This window comes from Chromobacterium haemolyticum, assembly GCF_002081825.1.
Classification (GTDB): domain Bacteria; phylum Pseudomonadota; class Gammaproteobacteria; order Burkholderiales; family Chromobacteriaceae; genus Chromobacterium; species Chromobacterium fluminis.
Window position 1 is genome coordinate 37,142 of record NZ_MUKU01000025.1, and the last position, 14,883, is coordinate 52,024.

Consider the following 14,883-nt stretch of genomic DNA (forward strand, 5'->3'; position numbering starts at 1 on the left):
CCATGCCCCCCGTTCTACACTGGTTTGAAATTCCCGTGCTCCAATTCGAGCGCGCCGTCGCCTTCTATCAGCAGGTATTGCAGGTGGTGCTGCTCGAGGAGAGCTTCGACAACGCCCGCATGGCGCTGTTTCCCAAAACCGACGACAGTTGCGGCGGCGCGCTGCTGAGCTGCCCCCAAGCCCGTCCCCATGTAGACGGCGTGCGCGTCTATCTGGATGGCGGCGCCGATCTCGACACCACGCTGGAACGGGTCAAAACCGCCGGCGGCATCGTGGTGCAGCCCAAGACCCGCTTGCCGGAAACCTGGGGGCACATCGCGCTGTTTTCCGACCTGGACGGCAATCTGATCGGCCTGCACAGCGCCGCATGAGCCGACGCTACTGGATAGGCGTGGCCAGCCGCGACCATGTGCGGCGCGGGCTGGCCGGCGGCTTCGCCCAGCTCTGCCACGGCAAGGCCGCGCCGCTGAAGCGGATGGCGGCCGGCGATGGCCTGATCTATTACTCGCCGGTGCTCAGCCTGGAAGGGCGCGAGCCCTGCCAGCGCTTCACCGCCGTCGGCCAGGCGGCGGACGACCGGGTCTACCCGTTCCGGGTCAGCGCCGATTTCGAGCCCTACCGGCGGAACATCGCGTTCTGGCCGGCCGAGGACGCCGAAATCCGGCCGCTGCTCGGCCAATTGACCTTCATCGCGGATCCGGCGCGCTGGGGCTACGCCTTCCGCTTCGGCCACCTGGAAATCGGCCGCGCCGATTTCCTGTTGATCGCGCGCGCGATGCAAGCGACACTGCCGCCATCCATGCTGCGGGAACCCGACTAAACATGCGCCGAGCCGACCGACTGGTTCAAATCCTCTTGCTGCTGCGCGGCCGCCGCCGCACCACCGCCCGGCAGTTGGCCGAATGGCTGGAAGTGACGCCGCGCACCGTCTACCGCGATATGGCGGATCTGATGGCCAGCGGCGCACCGCTCAACGGCGAGGCCGGCGAAGGCTATTGGCTGGAAGCCGGCTTCACGCCGCCGGCGGTGGCGTTTTCCGCGCGCGAGCTGGCGGCGCTGGAAGTGGGCGCGCGCATGCTGGCGGCCTGGGCGGACCGTGACACCGCCTCGGCGGCGCAATCGGCGCTGGGCCGCATCCACGCGGTGCTGGGTTCCTCCGGCCTGCCGCCGGAGCCGCTGTACGCGCCCACAGCGGGCAATTACCCGCGCGAGCGGCTGGCGCCGCTGCGCGACGCCATCGTCTCCCGTCAAGCGCTGTGGGTGGATTACCGCGACGAAAGCGGCCGCGATAGCCAACGCGCGCTGCTGCCGCTGGCTCTGTTTTTCTGGGGCGACCGCTGGCTGCTGGCCGCCTGGTGCGGCCTGCGACTGGACTACCGCAGCTTCCGGGTGGACCGGCTGCAAAGCTGGCGCGACACGGACCTAAGCTGCCCGCCCGGCGTCAGTCTGGCCGGCTATCTGGGCCATGTCGACAGCGACGGCCGGGCGTTGGCTTGGCTGGAGCGACACCAGCGCCAACCCTGGCACCAAGAATAAGAACCTGACGCCTGGCCGGCGTCGCTGCCCGTTCAAGGCAGCAGGATGATGGAGCCGCTGGTCTTGCGTCCTTCCAGATCGCGGTGCGCCTGCGCCGCCTCCGCCAAGGGATAACGGTGCGACGGCTCCACCTTGACCCTGCCGTCCGCCACTCGTTCAAACAACGCCTGGGCCGAGGCCTCCAGCTCCGCGCGGCTGGCGATGTAATCGGCCAGCTTGGGCCGGGTAAAGAACAGCGAACCGCGACTGGTCAGCTCCAAAGGCGCGAACGGCGGCACCGCGCCGGACGCATTGCCAAAGCTGACCAACATGCCGCGCGGACTCAGGCAAGCCAGCGATATCTGGAAAGTATCCTTGCCCACCGAGTCATAGACCACCGGCACCCCCTGGCCGCCGGTGATCTCGCTGACTCGCGCCACCACGTCTTCGCGGCTGTAATTGATCACATGCTGGCAGCCCAGACCACGCACGATGTCGGCCTTGGCGTCGGAACCAACGGTGCCTATCACCGTCGCGCCCAGCGCCGTCAACCATTGCACCGCGATCTGTCCCACTCCCCCGGCGGCCGCGTGCCACAAGACGGTTTGGCCCGGCCTCACCAGGTAGGTGCGCTGCACCAGATACTCCACAGTCATGCCCTGCAACATCATGCAGGAGGCGGATTCGTCGCTGATGCCGTCGGGAATCTTCACCAGCACCGTCGCCGGCAGCAGCCGCTCGGTGCTATAAGCGCCCAGCGGGCCGCCGGCGTAAGCGACGCGGTCTCCCACCGCCAAACCGGACACCCCCGGCCCCAACGCTTCCACTACCCCGGCCGCCTCCTGGCCCAGGCCGGACGGCAGCGGCAACGGATACAGACCGCTGCGCTGATAGGTATCGATGAAGTTGACGCCGATGGCGGTATGACGCACCCGCGCCTGGCCCGGTCCCGGAGCGGCCAGTTCCTGACTTTGCAGACCAAGCACTTCCGGCCCGCCGGTGTGGGAGAAAACGACAGCTTGAGTCATGGCGGCCTCCTAGGCTCAAAAAATCCAGTGTGCGGCAGCGCCGCCGTCCCGGGCAAGCCGCTGTCGCAGAACAGACTGTTTCTACATCAGACCAATAATTGCCCTCGTCCCCAAGCCAACACTTCCGGCAGGATGCGCGGCCAGGCTTCAAGTCTGTGGTCGTCGCCGTTGAACACTGTCTGGCGGCAATCCAGATACAGCGCTGCTGCTTCGCGCCAATCCAGCACCTCGTCGCAACTGCCCAACAGCAGCCAGTAACGGCGCGCAGACGGCTGCGGCACGCGCTGCGCCAGCAAGGCGTGCATATCAGCATCGCTCAAGGTGTAGACCACGCCGGTGTAAGGATTCGTCTGCTCGCCGATGAAGCGCGCCAAATCGTCGTAAGGCCGCACCGCCGGATTGATCAGCACCGCCGGGCGTTGATGGCGCTCGGCCAAAAAGGTAGCGTAATAACCGCCGAGCGAACTGCCGATCAGCAAGGTGTCGGCCGGCAAGGACGCCACCAGGGCGGACGCCTGCTCGATCGCCTCGGCCGGATGCGGCGACAGCTGCGGGCTGTGCAGCGTCGCATCGAAAGCGTTCTGTTGCAGATAAGCGGCGGTTTCGTTCGCCTTCAGCGATTGAGGACCGGAATTGAAGCCGTGCAGGTAAACAATGTGCATGCGGATGGGAACAAACAGTCAATAAAGCGTTCATTCTAAATGGCCATCGTCCCAAGAAAAACCCTGGCAGCCGCGGCTGGCAACCGTCCTTTCGACGGGCTTGCCAATCCATTCGCATGAATGATACAAAAGCGCGGAAAAAATATTAAAACCGACGATTTATGCCAATTAGCGCGGTTTACAAAGATAACAGGAGAACATAAATGCTTGCCACCTTGCCGGACAACGCCCTCGTCGCCGACGCCACCACCACCAAACCCTACTCCGTAGCCAGCCTGATCATGGCGTGCGGCTTTCTGCACCACAGCGCGCAGGCTTTTCTCGACGACGTGCGCGCGGACCAGGCGCTGATCCGCTCCGGCTTCTGTCCGCGCCACCATGTTCACGTGGACCGCGACGGCCAGGCCACGGTGGACGGCTTCGTCCATGAACAGGTGGGCTTGCTGCTTCAGCACAATGCCTCCCTGCATTTCGCCTTGCATGAAATGCTGATGCAGTTCGGCCCGGATGCCTGCAACGACACTCTGGCCGGCATCATCGTGCGCGGCCTGCGCGGCGTTCAGGATTGGCAGGCCGCCTGCCAGTGCCTGGCGGCGATGCGCCGCGGCCCGGCCCGCGCCTGAGCAGGTTTCAAGCCGTCATGCCGGCGGCTTGGCCCGCTTGGCCAGGTCCAAGGCCTTGAGCCTGGCGCCGACATCGCCCTGCGCGGCCGCCTTGGCGTACCAGCGGATCGCCGCCGGCAAGTCCCGCTCCACCCCGTCGCCATGCTCGTACATGCTGGCGATCAGATACTGCGCGCCCACGTCGCCCTGCCGGGCGGCCTTCTCGTACCAATACGCCGCCAGCCGGTAATCCTTGGCCGCGCCGCGACCGAGGAAGTACTGAGTGCCCAGATCCAACTCTGCCGGCAGATAGCCTTGATCCGCGGCCAACCGGAACCAACGCGTCGCCTCGGCCTGCGACTTGGCCACCTGCTGGCCGTTTTCGTACAACACTCCCAAAGCGTGCTGCGCCTGCGGCAGACCCGCGTCGGCTGCGCGACGCAACCAGCGCTCTCCCTGCATCCGGTCAGGCGCGCCGCCCTCTCCTCTCCAATGCATCATCGCCAGATCGAAAGCAGCCACCCGGTCGCCCGCCTGGGCCGCCTGCTCGAACTGCCTTCGCGCGGCGGCGTAGTCCCCATGCTGATAACTGGCCCAGCCCGGCACCTCGGCCGCCGCCGTCATTGCCCAGCACCCCACGATCCACCATATTACGTTTCGCATTTTCGCCTCCGCTGGACACTGCCCAAGCTGCTCCCCGCCTCGCGAACGGGAATACGCGCAGGCCTTGAACAGGTTCTTGCAGAATAAGTCGGCGCACATCGCCGCTTATATCGCCGGCTCAGGCTCCCGCTCTACCTCGACTAACCAGGCCCGACGCAGCGCGGCCACAGCGGCGGCGAAGGCTGTGGCAGCTTCGTCGATGCCGCCGGCCATATTGAAGAAGCCATGGATCAGCCCCGCTTGCCGCTCGCAGCGAACCGACACACCGGCGGCCGCCAGCTTGGCGGCGTAGGCCTCGCCCTCGTCGCGCAGCGGATCGAAACCGGCGGTTTGAATATAGGCCGGCGGCGCGCCGTCCAGCTCGTCGAACAGCGGCGATACCCGCGGATGGCGTAACTGGCCACCATCGGTATAGTGGCGCACACACCAGTCCATGGTGGCCCGCTCTAGGTAGAAACCGTCGCCAAAAAGCTGGATAGAGGGAAAACCGGCACTATTGTCCACCACCGGATACCACAACAATTGCAGACGCGGCCGCGTGGTGTCCTCGCGCGTGACAAGCGCGACCACGGCGGCAAGATTGCCGCCGGCGCTGTCGCCGCCCACCGCCAGCCGCTTCGGGTCCATGCCCCAGGCGGCGCAATCCGCTGCCAGCGCGCGGAAAGCGTGGATGGCATCCGTCACTCCGGCGGGAAAGGGATGTTCTGGCGCTAGCCGGTAATCCACCGAAATCACCTGGCAGCGCGCGTCGACGGCCAGAGCGCGGCAAGGCAGATCGTGCGACTCGATTGAGCCGACCACGAAGCCGCCACCGTGATAGAACACCAGCGTCGGCGCCGGCAATGCCAGCCCGGCGGGTCGGTAGCGGCGCACGCGGATCATGCCGGCGGCCCCAGGCAGCATCGCATCCTCTACCAACACGCGCTGCGGCGTCTGCTGAGCCAGCAGGCTGCCCTCCCAATCCAGCTCCCGCCGCGCGGCGGCCACGCCGAGACGATGCCAACCCTGCTTGCGGCCCAGACGCCGCAGCCGCAACACCAGTTGCAGCTGAGGGTTCAGCGTCACCCCGTCGACGCGGCGCGGCGCACCAGCCAGCACTTTGAGCAAGGGCGCGGGCAGCCGTAGCGCGCGGCGCGCCAGTGCCCGCTCGAGTCTTTGCGCCAGCGTCGGTGCCCTCATCGCACTAAGCCGGTGAATTGATAGGCGGCCGGAATGACCACCGGATACCAGGCACCGCTGAAGGTGGCGATGACGACGCCGGACAGCAACGCGCCGGCCACCATCATCCCGCAGGCCAGCCGATCGCCACCGCGCGGTCCCAACCGCGGTTGCAGCAACCAGCCCAGCGCACAGCCGATATGGGTGAAGTAGGCAACGATAGACAAGAAGTAATAAGGCATGAAGAACAGGAAATAATTGCCCAGGTGCAGGCCGGCGGCGGCGAAATAGAAATTGGTGTCCACGCCTTGTTCCCAGCGGCCGTACAGCACCGCGCTAAGGTGGAACAGAAGGAAGAAAGCGAGGTACAGGCCGGACCAGGCTTGGGCATGATCGAAAAACCCCTGCCGACTGCCGCGCCGCGCCCACACGAAATACAGGCCGGAGCCCACCTGGAACAACACACAGGCCAGCAACAAGGTTTCCGCCGGCGGGAAGCGGTACAGCAGGCGATAGGCCCGCATATAGTCGATATGGGCCTGGATGCCGGCCAAAGCGGTCAGATGATTGAGCAGGTGGAATAGGATGTAAAGGCTGATCAGACAGGCGGACAAGCGGTGTAACTTGTGCAACATACAATCCCTTTTTCGGCGAAAGACGTGAGCCGACCGGCGTGGTCGCAGCGCCGACCAGTCACGCAGCTTAAAGCCTGGAATCACGCTTCCGGTACTGACTGAAAGCAGGATGGCGTCAATGCTCATACCGTGCCCGATGTCGCCAGCGGATGCCCGGCCCCAGCCTCCACCGTGCGCAGCGCGCGGCGCGCGTAGTAGGCGAAGCCGGCCTGGGAGCGCTTGTCCTGCAAGATCCAGTCATGCGCTTCCCGCGCCAGCACCGGCTCCACTTCACGGATTTCTCCTGCCGCTTCCGCCAGCAGTTGCAGCCGAGCTGCGCGTTCGCACTGGATCGCCATCATGCAGGCTTCTTCCACCGAACGGCAGGCCACCACCAAACCATGGTGAGCCAGCAGCGCCGCGCGCTTGTCCCCAAGCACGCCACTAATGATCTCACCCTCGCTATTGCCCACCGGCACGCCGGGCCACTGCGGCAGGAAGGCCACGTCCTCGTACAACATACAGGCGTCCATGTGAGCGATCGTCAACGGGCGCCCCAGCATGGATAGCGCCGAAACGTGGATCGGGTGGGTATGGATGATGCAGCGCACGTCCGGCCGTGCCCGGTAGATCCAGCTATGAAAGCGATTGGCCGGATTGGCCATGCCGTCGCCCTCCAGCACCTCCAGGTCAGCGTTGACCCGCAGCAGGTTGCCGACGGCTGTTTCGTCAAAACCCAGGCCCAGGCGCTGAGTGTAGTATTCGCCTGGTCGCTCCGCTCGTGCGGTGATCTGTCCGGCCAGGCCGGAATCGTGGCCCTGCGCGAACAGGATGCGACAGGTCAGGGCCACTTTTTCGCGCAGTGACCAGTCCGGCGTGCCCAGATGCTGTTGCATCTGCGTCTTCGCCCGTTCGATCAGGCTTTGCTTGTCCATTGCCATGGTGTCGGTCATGGCGTCTCCTTTCTTGAAAAGAGCCGGCCGCTCCGCGCGAGGCCGGCCCGAAGGACGCGGAACGCCTCCCCGCACGGGAGGACCGCCCTCATGCGGTGGCGGGCTGGGAGTGCGGCGCCTCCCAAAGCGCGGCCTCGATGGAACTGAAGAACTCCAGGCGCGCGTCCACCAGACGGTGACCGGCGTTCAACATCAGGTCGATCTGCTCCGGCGCGGAACTGGCGATGTCCAACATGATGTCGCGTATGGTTTCGGCGTGGCCGTCGTCACACTCCACATGAATGTGGAAGAACTCGATGTCGCGCCGCGCCGCGCCCAGCGCCTCGAAGCCGAGGATGATGTCGCCGTACATCGGCGGCACCAGCCCCTCAGCGCCCAGACACAAGGCCCCCAGACCCGCTGCCGGGTTCAGGTTACGGCAATGCTGGAACATGCTGTCGATCAGCCGGCGCGTGCCGGCCAGCGGCTGAGCCCCGTCCAGCGACACCGAGTAATGCTCCAGCATTTCGCGGTAGATCAGATGATGCGGGCGCGGGCTGTTCGGCGCCAGTCCCAGTTCCTCAAACAGGTTTTCCGCCAGCTCCAGCACTTCCTCGTTACTGGGCAGATTGGCCATCATCGCGCACAGGTAGCGCGTGAAGTAGGCGCTGTACAAACCTTGCTGCACCAGGAAGATCTTCAACTCGTCGAGCGAGACTTCCCCGGCGCGACAGCGCGTCAGGAAGGAATGAGAACGAATGCGTTCGATCAATTGCTCTTTGGTCGATTCCAAGAGCGCCATTTGCATGTCCATGAGTTTGCTCCAACACCAAGATTGAGAAGGCCCTGTCGGACCGGCGGTTAATGCGTTGCGGCAATGGCACAGCCTTGCGGTCGGCTACGGAGAGCCACTCGGCGCGGGCCAGATGCCGGGCTTGGCGCGTTACCGCGCCATTAAAGAAGCCAAATATCGGCAATTGTCAGCAAAACCGGCAAATATCTGCCATTTGTCTTTTTTTATAAAAAGTCATTACATTGACAAAACAAATAAATTAATACTAAATACAAATCATTTGACATAAATATTCAACTTGACATAATTTTCATTTGTTATTTTTTGATGCGGCTGTCAGACTTTTCCCGGCAAGACAAACCGTGCGCTTAATTGCCCTTTTGCTCCTAGAGCCCCAGTTGAAAGTCAAAGAGGGTCAGATGCATCCGCAAGAGCATGTCATCCGCGCTTTGCCCGATCTGCTGTCGGCGGCGACGATCGAGCAGGTCAAACAGCACTGCCAACAGCTGGTTTCCAATATCGGTTTGGACTTCTTCCTGATCGGCATTGAGTCCATGAGCGGCGGCACACCCTCGCTCCGGGTGGAAACCAACTATCCGGAGGCCTGGATGGAGCGTTACGCGCGGCTGGAATGGATGGGCCGTGATCCGGTTGTGCGTCATTGCCGGCAGTCGGCGGTGCCGCTGATCTGGCACCGCGGCCGCTTTGAGGACGAGTCCGCCCAGCACCTGTTCGAAGAAGCGTCCTCCTACGGCGTTTCCGCCGGCGTGGCCGCCTCTTTGCGCGGCGTCGGCCGCAGTCAGCCGATGATGATGACCGTGGCCTGCGACGCCCGCGCCGACGCGCGCACCGACCAATGGCTGCAAACGCTGACGCCGACGGTGCATTTGCTGTGCTCCTACGCTTATGAAGCCGTTTGCCGCATCGAGGAGGCCGGTCAGGCCGCAGCGGTCAGTCTGACGCAGCGCGAGCAAGAATGCCTGCGCTGGGCCGCCGCCGGCAAAACCTCCTGGGAAACCTCGCGCATCCTGCGCTGCTCTGAGTCGACGGTGAATTTTCATATCCGCAACATCATCAACAAGTTGAAGGTGTCAAACCGGCGCCAGGCGGTGGCCAGAGCCTTGACCCTAGGGCTGATCCCTGCCTGATTCACCCGGCCAGGACCGCACCGGCGGTGGCCGACGGATGACTGACCAGGCCTTGCAACTCCTGACGCTTGAGCTTGCCGCTGGGCGTGGTGGCGATGTCTGCCACCAGCTCGATGCGGTCCGGCCGCAGCGCCTTGGGCCTCAGCTCGCTCTGGGCGCGTTTCATCAAATCCTCCACCAAGGCCGCGCCGGCGTAGCCGCTGGCGGTGGCGACCACGTAAGCGCGCAGCCGGGTCAGCCCTTCGGCGGTAAGCACCGGCAGCGCCGCCGCCTTCAGCACCCGCTTATCGTCCAGCAGGAAGGCTTCCAGCTCCTGTGGACTGACCCAGTAGCCGGCCACCTTGATGCGTTCGCTGTCTCGCGAGACAAAACTCAGGCCCTCGTCGGTCCGCACGAACAAATCGCGGGTGGGGAAGCTTGCCGACGCCGCTTCGATGGTGCCGGCTTCGCCAGGCCGCAAATAGCCCAGCATCAGGCAGCCGCCGGACAGGTCCAAGGTGAAGGCATCGGACGGCTCGTCGGCGCCTCTGGCATGCGGCGTTTCCAGGTAACGGAAGCCTTCGACACAGCGCAGGCCGGCTCCGCCGTTTACGGTTTCGGACAGATAGGGCGCGAAGGTTTCGGTGGTGCCGATAGAGTCCAGCATCCGCGAACCGGTCCAGGCCTCCCAGCGCTGGCGGATCGCCGACGGCAGGCGTTCGCCGGCGGAGAAGGACAGTCGCAACGCGCTGAAGTCGTAAGCACGCTCCGCCCGCGCCATCAGCAGGTGGTACAGGGTCGGCACCGCCAGGAAAGCGGTAACGGATTCAGCCTCGATGGCGTCGAGAAAATCCCCGTGACGCCTCCACTCCGGCAGCAGCACCGCGCAGCCGCCGACGCTGAGTGGCGCATGCAGTCCCTGCAGGCCGAAGGAGAAGAAGGGCCCGGTGCTGGCCAGCACCCTGTCCTCGGCGCACAGTCCCCACATCGGCCGAGTCACGGTGCGCTCGAACTCCCAGAACGAGCGGTGGGCATGTGCGCACAATTTGGGCCGCCCAGTGGAACCGGAGGTGGCGAGCACCAGCGCCGGGCTCAAGTCGAAGCAGGCTTCGATGTCCCCGACCGAGTGCGACGCTGACGGCGCGCTCTTGCGCGCCGTCAGCGTCGCCAGGTCGGTCATCGCCTCGGCACGTGGCTGACGCGCGGTGCGATCCGCCAGGATCAGGTCCGGGTCGTAACTTTGCCACAGCCCTTCGTAATGTTCGGCCGGAAGGTCCGGGTGCACCATGAAGGCAAGCCGCTGCGAACGCATGGCCGCCAGCCAGTAGATCACCGTTTCCAGAGTCGCCGACCCCACCAGCGCCACGCGCTGGCCCTGGCGGCGGCCGGCGAGCAGGAAGTCCAACTCTCGCGCCGCCGTCAGGCTCAAAGCCTGCAATTGGCGATAACTGAGGACGCGGCGCCCTTCCGCGCCACGTTCGATCAGGGCGACGCAATCGCCGCGCCCGGCGCGCACATGACGGTCCACCATCAAGTCGACGCAACCGGGGCTGGAATCAATAGACATGTCTTGAACCTCGCAAATTTGAAAATGCCGGCCGCCGTTGGCCGCGCGCGCTCAGCTTTCTAGCGCCTCGACTTCCGGCTGCGCCAGGCGGCGGTAGTCCAGCGCCGGCACGCCGCAGCGGAACAAGTCGCGTAGCCGGGTCATCGTCGACAGCGGATTGGGGCGCTGGAACACATTACGGCCAACGCAGATGCCGCTGGTGCCGTGGCGAACTACCGCCGAGGCCAGCTCCAGCAAGGCCAGTTCATCGGCCAGCGCGCCACCGGCGAACAACACCGGGGTATGCTCTTGAATGCCATCCACCAATTCCGGGATAGCGTTCAGGTCTTCCGGCGCCGCCACTTTCAGCGCGTCCACACCTAACTCCACTGCCGCCCGCATGAAATGGCGCAAATGGTTGAGGGTCTTACCCGCCAGTGGCCCCTTGTCGTAGACCATATTCAGCACCGGCAGGCCGTAGGCGTGGGCCTGGTCCACCACCTGGCCGATCAATTGCAGGTTGTAGCCAGCGGTGTCGGCACAGAAATTGGTTTGGATCGACACCGCGTCCGCACCCAGGCGCACCGCGGCTTCCACGCTGGTGACCATCTGCTTGAGGTCCGGGGTGGCACCGATATTGAGCGAGCCGTTAAGGTGGATCATCAGGCCGCAGCCGGGCGCACCACCCAACCGCTGAGCGAAGCCCTTGTGGGCGACGATGCCCGTCACCATCTCCGGGTCCAGCCAGCGCAGCACCTCCTCCACCCGATTCAAGCCATCCAACGGACCCATGGTCAGGCCATGATCGATGGGAACGATCAGGGCCTTGCCGGATTGCCGGTCTACAAAGCGGGACCAGCGACGTTTACGTGCCATTTCAGTCATTCAAGCCTCCTTGTTGCTGTGTGTGTCCAACGGGGGATCAGCCTTCGCTCAGCACCGAACGGATCGGCCGGCGCAGGATCTTGCGGGTGGGAATCGCGCTGGCCAGCGCGGCCAGGATGACCACGCCCGCTAGGGTCAGGGCGTAAACCGGCACTACCCAGGCCACTTCCACCGGCACCGCGTTGCTGGAGCCGGGCGGAGTCCACATGATCTTGGCCGCGCGCACCGCCCAGGTGACGCCCAGTGCGCAGGCGATGCCGGCCAGCGCCGCGGCCGCGGCCAGGCAGCTGTTCTCCAGGGCGGTGAGCGTCATCACGAAGCGGCGGGTGAAGCCCAGGCTGCGCAGGGTGGCGAATTCGCGCGCGCGTTGGGCGAAGTTCATGTAACTGGCGTTGAGCAGGCTGGTGAAGCCGACGATGCCGGCGACGATGGCGATGAAGTTGAGGAAACCACCCAGCACCGCCTTGACCTGCTGATAGAAAGCCGCGCGGTCGGACCAGCGGAAAACGGTGACGTCGAGACCAGCGGCCTTGAGCTTGGCAGACAACCGTTCGCGCGCGGCGTCCAGATCCGCACCGTCTGCCAGCAGCACGTGGTACTCGCTGATTTCGCGGGTATTGAGCAGAGCCTGGGTTTCGGCCATCGGCATCACCACTAGGCGGTCGTTGATTTCCTTGATGCCCCAATCCATGATGCCGGTCGGCAACGCCTGGGTAGCGTTGATGCGTGCGGTGCCGCGAGTGGACACCGTCAGTTCCAGCGGCCCGGGCGGGCAACGCATCGGCCGCGAGGCCGGGGTCTGGCCCGGCTGCGCCGGGGCGAAGCCGACCTTGGGCACCTCGCAACCCAGAATCGCGGCCAGCCCCTGGCCCAACACCAGCGGATGGGCGCGGGTTTCCTGCCACAGCGGCGTGCCCGCCACCACGTCATACTCATAGGCCGGGCCCTTGATGCGGCGCACTTCCTGCACATCCTGACCGATGCCGGCGAAGATGGTACTGACGCGGGCATTGGACACTATGCCGGAAACGCGCAGGATACGGGCACGGGCGGCCACCTCCGGATCGGCGGCCAACACTTTGTCGATGCCGGCTTGCATCGCGGCGCCGATCGGGTTCTGGCCGGCGCCTTCCACTTCGCGCGCCAGCTGCGAGGCCGGCCGCTCAATCACCAGGTGGCCGCGCGCGCCCCAGCGCATGAAGGCGTTCTGGATCAGTTCCACATTGGACTGCATATAGCCGGCCAACAGGCACAGCGCCAGGATGGACACCGCCATCACCACCAGGGTGCCGACGGATTTACGGCCCTGCCGCCGCACATTGCGCAGCGACATGCTCAATAACAATTTGGCGTTCATCTCGCAGCCTCTCTCACATGGTCATCAGCGTATCCAGCGCGAACAGGCTGTCCGGCGGATTGCTGGGCGCCACCTGGCCGTATTGCAGGCGGCTGTAGCGGTCCGGGAAGTTGGCGTTGACGATCTTCATGCTGGACACGAAGGGCTGCTCGCGGCCGTTGACCTTGACCTTGTTGCCGTACTCGAAGGAAGCGCTCTTGAACACCACGCCGCCGGCGGTCAGAAAATCCGCCTTCACGCCAATCAGACTGCGCTTGTCCAGGTAGTAGACGATGCTCTCGTAGGTGGCGCCCGGCGTGGCGGCGACGAGCTTGAGCTTGTGGCAGTCCACGCCGTTGACCTGGGCGCTGCCGACATAGGCCGGGGTGTAGTCGCGGGCGTACTGGGTGGCGGCGATATCACCGTTGGCGGCCTCTCCCACCAGCCGCTGCTGCGGGCTGATGCTGACGGGCTTGCGCAGGCCGGGCTTGGCGTACCACATCGCCCGCGAGGCGATCAGGATCTTCTCGCCCTGGTAGCGCTTCGGCTCCACCGTGCGCGCCAGCGCCTTGCCATCGCGCACTGCGATGTCGTAGGTGGTGGTAGTGGCGCCGGCCGGGTCTTCGGTGTGAATGCTCAGCGACCACTTGTAGGCGCCCCAGCCGCCACGAGCGAGGTCGGCCTTACGCAGCCAGTCGCGCATGGTCGCTTCGTTGGGCGCGTCTTCGGCGTGGGCCAGACTGACGGTGAGCAAGGTGGCCAGCATCAGGCAGGAGGTAGTGGCGAGCAGCCGAGTCAGCGGCACCGATTTGCCCTTGGCCCGCACTTCGCCGCCAATGCGCTTGCGCGCGGTGACTGCCGCGCCCAGCGCGATGCCCAGCGCCGCCACGGCGCTTGCGGCGAGCGCCCAGCCCAGCGGCAGATCCAACGCCAGCTTCACCGGCTCGGCAATACGCGGCAATTGGGTTTGCAGATTGGCGGAAAAGATTCCGTAAATGGTCATATAGGCGAGTCCCAGGGCCGCGCAGGCGGCTATCAGTGTGGTCAGCACGCTTTCCCTCACGAACAGGCCGGCTATCTTGCCGCGGCTGAAGCCCATGGCTCGCAGCATGCCAATTTCGCGAGTGCGGTCAGCCACGTTCATGGCCACCGTGTGCTGGATGGTGGTAAGGGCGATCACGAACACCACGGTGCCGGTGAAGGCGAACACCATGTTGAAGAAGCCCATGAAACTGACGTAAAGCTGGCCGATCTGCGGGTGATTCCAGGTGGTCACCTCGTAGCGGCCCGGCGCCAGACTCTCCAGCCGCGCCGCCAGCGCGTCGCGGTAGCCGGCGGTATTGCCGCGGTCGTCCAGCTGCACCACCACGCGCGACACCGCGTCGGTGTCGTACAGCGATTGCAACAGGCCCAGCGGCGCTTTCAGACCCTTGTCCTCGATCGCCTCGATGCCGGTGGAGAACTCGCCACTCAACGGCGCCTCCACCGCGTTGAGGCGGTTGGAATAAGAGGCGCCGAACAGCTGCAAATCGCCGCCCTTGGCCGGCGCGCCCAGCAAGTCCTGCAACTGGCGGGTCAGCAACAGGCCATCGCGGCCCAGCGCCGATGGCGGCGCGACCAGCGGGCTTTCCGCCTGCAACGCGGCCTCGAAGGCCGGATCGATGCCGCGGCCAAGGAAAACCGCGTTCTCGCCGCCGGCGTTGACCATGCCGACGCCGACCAATTGGTCGGACACGCGGCGGAAGTGCGCCAGTTCCTGCGCCTGCTTATGCAGCATCCGCTGCTCGGCGCGGTCCAGCGAATACTGTGCCGGCGTCGCGGCCAGTTGCTCCGGTCCGTCCTTGCGGTAGATCTGCACATGCGCGTTAGCTTCGCGATAAATGACCACGGAGGCCAGCGAGCCTTCGACAAAGCGGATGTAGCCGAGAAACAGCAGCACAGCCAGCAGGCCGACGCCCACCGCCACCACCGTGGCCAGCGTACGGCGCCGGTCGCGGTACAAATTACGAAATGCCATTCCCC

16 protein-coding genes are annotated in these 14,883 nt (G+C 65.0%); 5 read left to right on the forward strand and 11 right to left on the reverse strand.

The window, feature by feature from the left end:
- The first annotated feature begins 2 nt into the window (after nt 1-2).
- Genes B0T39_RS17065 through B0T39_RS17075 form a run of 3 tightly spaced genes read left to right on the forward strand, consistent with a single transcriptional unit; the run spans nt 3 to nt 1,536 of the window.
- Nucleotides 3-371 (forward strand): VOC family protein, encoded by a 369-nt coding sequence (locus B0T39_RS17065; protein ID WP_081548681.1) that lies wholly within the window; start codon nt 3-5, stop codon nt 369-371.
- Nucleotides 368-820 (forward strand): EVE domain-containing protein, encoded by a 453-nt coding sequence (locus B0T39_RS17070; RefSeq protein WP_081548683.1) that lies wholly within the window; start codon nt 368-370, stop codon nt 818-820. The genes B0T39_RS17065 and B0T39_RS17070 overlap by 4 nt, the downstream gene beginning before the upstream one ends.
- A gap of 2 nt (nt 821-822) precedes the next feature.
- A complete protein-coding gene (locus B0T39_RS17075) occupies nt 823-1,536 on the forward strand; it encodes a helix-turn-helix transcriptional regulator (protein WP_081548685.1) in 714 nt (237 codons plus the stop codon).
- Between the two features lie 32 nt (nt 1,537-1,568).
- Here the strand turns inward: B0T39_RS17075 and B0T39_RS17080 are convergent, their stop codons facing one another.
- On the reverse strand, nt 1,569-2,543 hold the full coding sequence (locus tag B0T39_RS17080) for a quinone oxidoreductase family protein (RefSeq protein ID WP_081548687.1): 975 nt from the start codon (nt 2,541-2,543) through the stop codon (nt 1,569-1,571).
- Between the two features lie 86 nt (nt 2,544-2,629).
- Nucleotides 2,630-3,205 carry a YqiA/YcfP family alpha/beta fold hydrolase gene (locus B0T39_RS17085; protein ID WP_081548689.1) on the reverse strand — a complete coding sequence of 192 codons (576 nt, stop codon included), beginning with the start codon at nt 3,203-3,205 and terminating at the stop codon, nt 2,630-2,632.
- Nucleotides 3,206-3,408: 203 nt separating this feature from the next.
- Here B0T39_RS17085 and B0T39_RS17090 point away from each other — a divergent pair, with 203 nt between their 5' ends.
- On the forward strand, nt 3,409-3,828 hold the full coding sequence (locus B0T39_RS17090) for a hypothetical protein (protein WP_043589344.1): 420 nt from the start codon (nt 3,409-3,411) through the stop codon (nt 3,826-3,828).
- 15 nt (nt 3,829-3,843) lie between these two features.
- Here the strand turns inward: B0T39_RS17090 and B0T39_RS17095 are convergent, their stop codons facing one another.
- The 5 genes from B0T39_RS17095 to B0T39_RS17115 all read right to left on the reverse strand — a co-directional run bounded on the left by B0T39_RS17095 (nt 3,844) and on the right by B0T39_RS17115 (nt 7,988).
- Nucleotides 3,844-4,470, reverse strand: a complete 627-nt coding sequence (locus tag B0T39_RS17095) for a tetratricopeptide repeat protein (RefSeq protein WP_081548735.1) — start codon at nt 4,468-4,470, stop codon at nt 3,844-3,846.
- A 105-nt stretch (nt 4,471-4,575) separates the two neighbouring features.
- Nucleotides 4,576-5,649, reverse strand: a complete 1,074-nt coding sequence (locus B0T39_RS17100) for an alpha/beta hydrolase (RefSeq protein WP_081548691.1) — start codon at nt 5,647-5,649, stop codon at nt 4,576-4,578.
- Entirely contained in the window at nt 5,646-6,263 is a 618-nt protein-coding gene (locus B0T39_RS17105; protein ID WP_081548693.1) for a hypothetical protein, read from the reverse strand. The genes B0T39_RS17100 and B0T39_RS17105 overlap by 4 nt, the downstream gene beginning before the upstream one ends.
- Nucleotides 6,264-6,385: 122 nt before the next feature.
- Nucleotides 6,386-7,195 (reverse strand): aldolase, encoded by an 810-nt coding sequence (locus B0T39_RS17110; protein WP_081548695.1) that lies wholly within the window; start codon nt 7,193-7,195, stop codon nt 6,386-6,388.
- An 88-nt stretch (nt 7,196-7,283) separates the two neighbouring features.
- Complete coding sequence (locus B0T39_RS17115; protein WP_081548697.1) at nt 7,284-7,988, reverse strand: TenA family transcriptional regulator; 705 nt, start codon at nt 7,986-7,988, stop codon at nt 7,284-7,286.
- 398 nt (nt 7,989-8,386) lie between these two features.
- Here B0T39_RS17115 and B0T39_RS17120 point away from each other — a divergent pair, with 398 nt between their 5' ends.
- Nucleotides 8,387-9,115: an autoinducer binding domain-containing protein gene (locus tag B0T39_RS17120; protein WP_081548699.1), complete on the forward strand. Its 729-nt coding sequence runs from the start codon at nt 8,387-8,389 to the stop codon at nt 9,113-9,115.
- A gap of 1 nt (nt 9,116) precedes the next feature.
- On the opposite strand, the gene B0T39_RS17125 is transcribed toward B0T39_RS17120, so the two are convergent.
- The 4 genes from B0T39_RS17125 to B0T39_RS17140 are packed head-to-tail and all read right to left on the reverse strand — an operon-like array spanning nt 9,117 to nt 14,878.
- Entirely contained in the window at nt 9,117-10,661 is a 1,545-nt protein-coding gene (locus B0T39_RS17125; protein WP_081548701.1) for a class I adenylate-forming enzyme family protein, read from the reverse strand.
- 51 nt (nt 10,662-10,712) lie between these two features.
- Nucleotides 10,713-11,525 carry a class I fructose-bisphosphate aldolase gene (locus B0T39_RS17130; RefSeq protein WP_081548703.1) on the reverse strand — a complete coding sequence of 271 codons (813 nt, stop codon included), beginning with the start codon at nt 11,523-11,525 and terminating at the stop codon, nt 10,713-10,715.
- 37 nt (nt 11,526-11,562) lie between these two features.
- On the reverse strand, nt 11,563-12,882 hold the full coding sequence (locus B0T39_RS17135) for an ABC transporter permease (protein ID WP_081548705.1): 1,320 nt from the start codon (nt 12,880-12,882) through the stop codon (nt 11,563-11,565).
- 13 nt (nt 12,883-12,895) lie between these two features.
- Entirely contained in the window at nt 12,896-14,878 is a 1,983-nt protein-coding gene (locus B0T39_RS17140) for an outer membrane lipoprotein-sorting protein (protein ID WP_141111274.1), read from the reverse strand.
- Nucleotides 14,879-14,883: the final 5 nt, after the last annotated feature.

Coding starts and splice junctions, on each gene's coding strand:
- B0T39_RS17065 (WP_081548681.1), top strand. CDS start 3: ATGCCCCCCGTTCTACACTGGTTTGAAATTCCCGTGCTCCAATTCGAG.
- B0T39_RS17070 (WP_081548683.1), top strand. CDS start 368: ATGAGCCGACGCTACTGGATAGGCGTGGCCAGCCGCGACCATGTGCGG.
- B0T39_RS17075 (WP_081548685.1), top strand. CDS start 823: ATGCGCCGAGCCGACCGACTGGTTCAAATCCTCTTGCTGCTGCGCGGC.
- B0T39_RS17080 (WP_081548687.1), bottom strand. CDS start 2,543: ATGACTCAAGCTGTCGTTTTCTCCCACACCGGCGGGCCGGAAGTGCTT.
- B0T39_RS17085 (WP_081548689.1), bottom strand. CDS start 3,205: ATGCACATTGTTTACCTGCACGGCTTCAATTCCGGTCCTCAATCGCTG.
- B0T39_RS17090 (WP_043589344.1), top strand. CDS start 3,409: ATGCTTGCCACCTTGCCGGACAACGCCCTCGTCGCCGACGCCACCACC.
- B0T39_RS17095 (WP_081548735.1), bottom strand. CDS start 4,470: ATGCGAAACGTAATATGGTGGATCGTGGGGTGCTGGGCAATGACGGCG.
- B0T39_RS17100 (WP_081548691.1), bottom strand. CDS start 5,649: ATGAGGGCACCGACGCTGGCGCAAAGACTCGAGCGGGCACTGGCGCGC.
- B0T39_RS17105 (WP_081548693.1), bottom strand. CDS start 6,263: ATGTTGCACAAGTTACACCGCTTGTCCGCCTGTCTGATCAGCCTTTAC.
- B0T39_RS17110 (WP_081548695.1), bottom strand. CDS start 7,195: ATGACCGACACCATGGCAATGGACAAGCAAAGCCTGATCGAACGGGCG.
- B0T39_RS17115 (WP_081548697.1), bottom strand. CDS start 7,988: ATGGACATGCAAATGGCGCTCTTGGAATCGACCAAAGAGCAATTGATC.
- B0T39_RS17120 (WP_081548699.1), top strand. CDS start 8,387: ATGCATCCGCAAGAGCATGTCATCCGCGCTTTGCCCGATCTGCTGTCG.
- B0T39_RS17125 (WP_081548701.1), bottom strand. CDS start 10,661: ATGTCTATTGATTCCAGCCCCGGTTGCGTCGACTTGATGGTGGACCGT.
- B0T39_RS17130 (WP_081548703.1), bottom strand. CDS start 11,525: ATGACTGAAATGGCACGTAAACGTCGCTGGTCCCGCTTTGTAGACCGG.
- B0T39_RS17135 (WP_081548705.1), bottom strand. CDS start 12,882: ATGAACGCCAAATTGTTATTGAGCATGTCGCTGCGCAATGTGCGGCGG.
- B0T39_RS17140 (WP_141111274.1), bottom strand. CDS start 14,878: ATGGCATTTCGTAATTTGTACCGCGACCGGCGCCGTACGCTGGCCACG.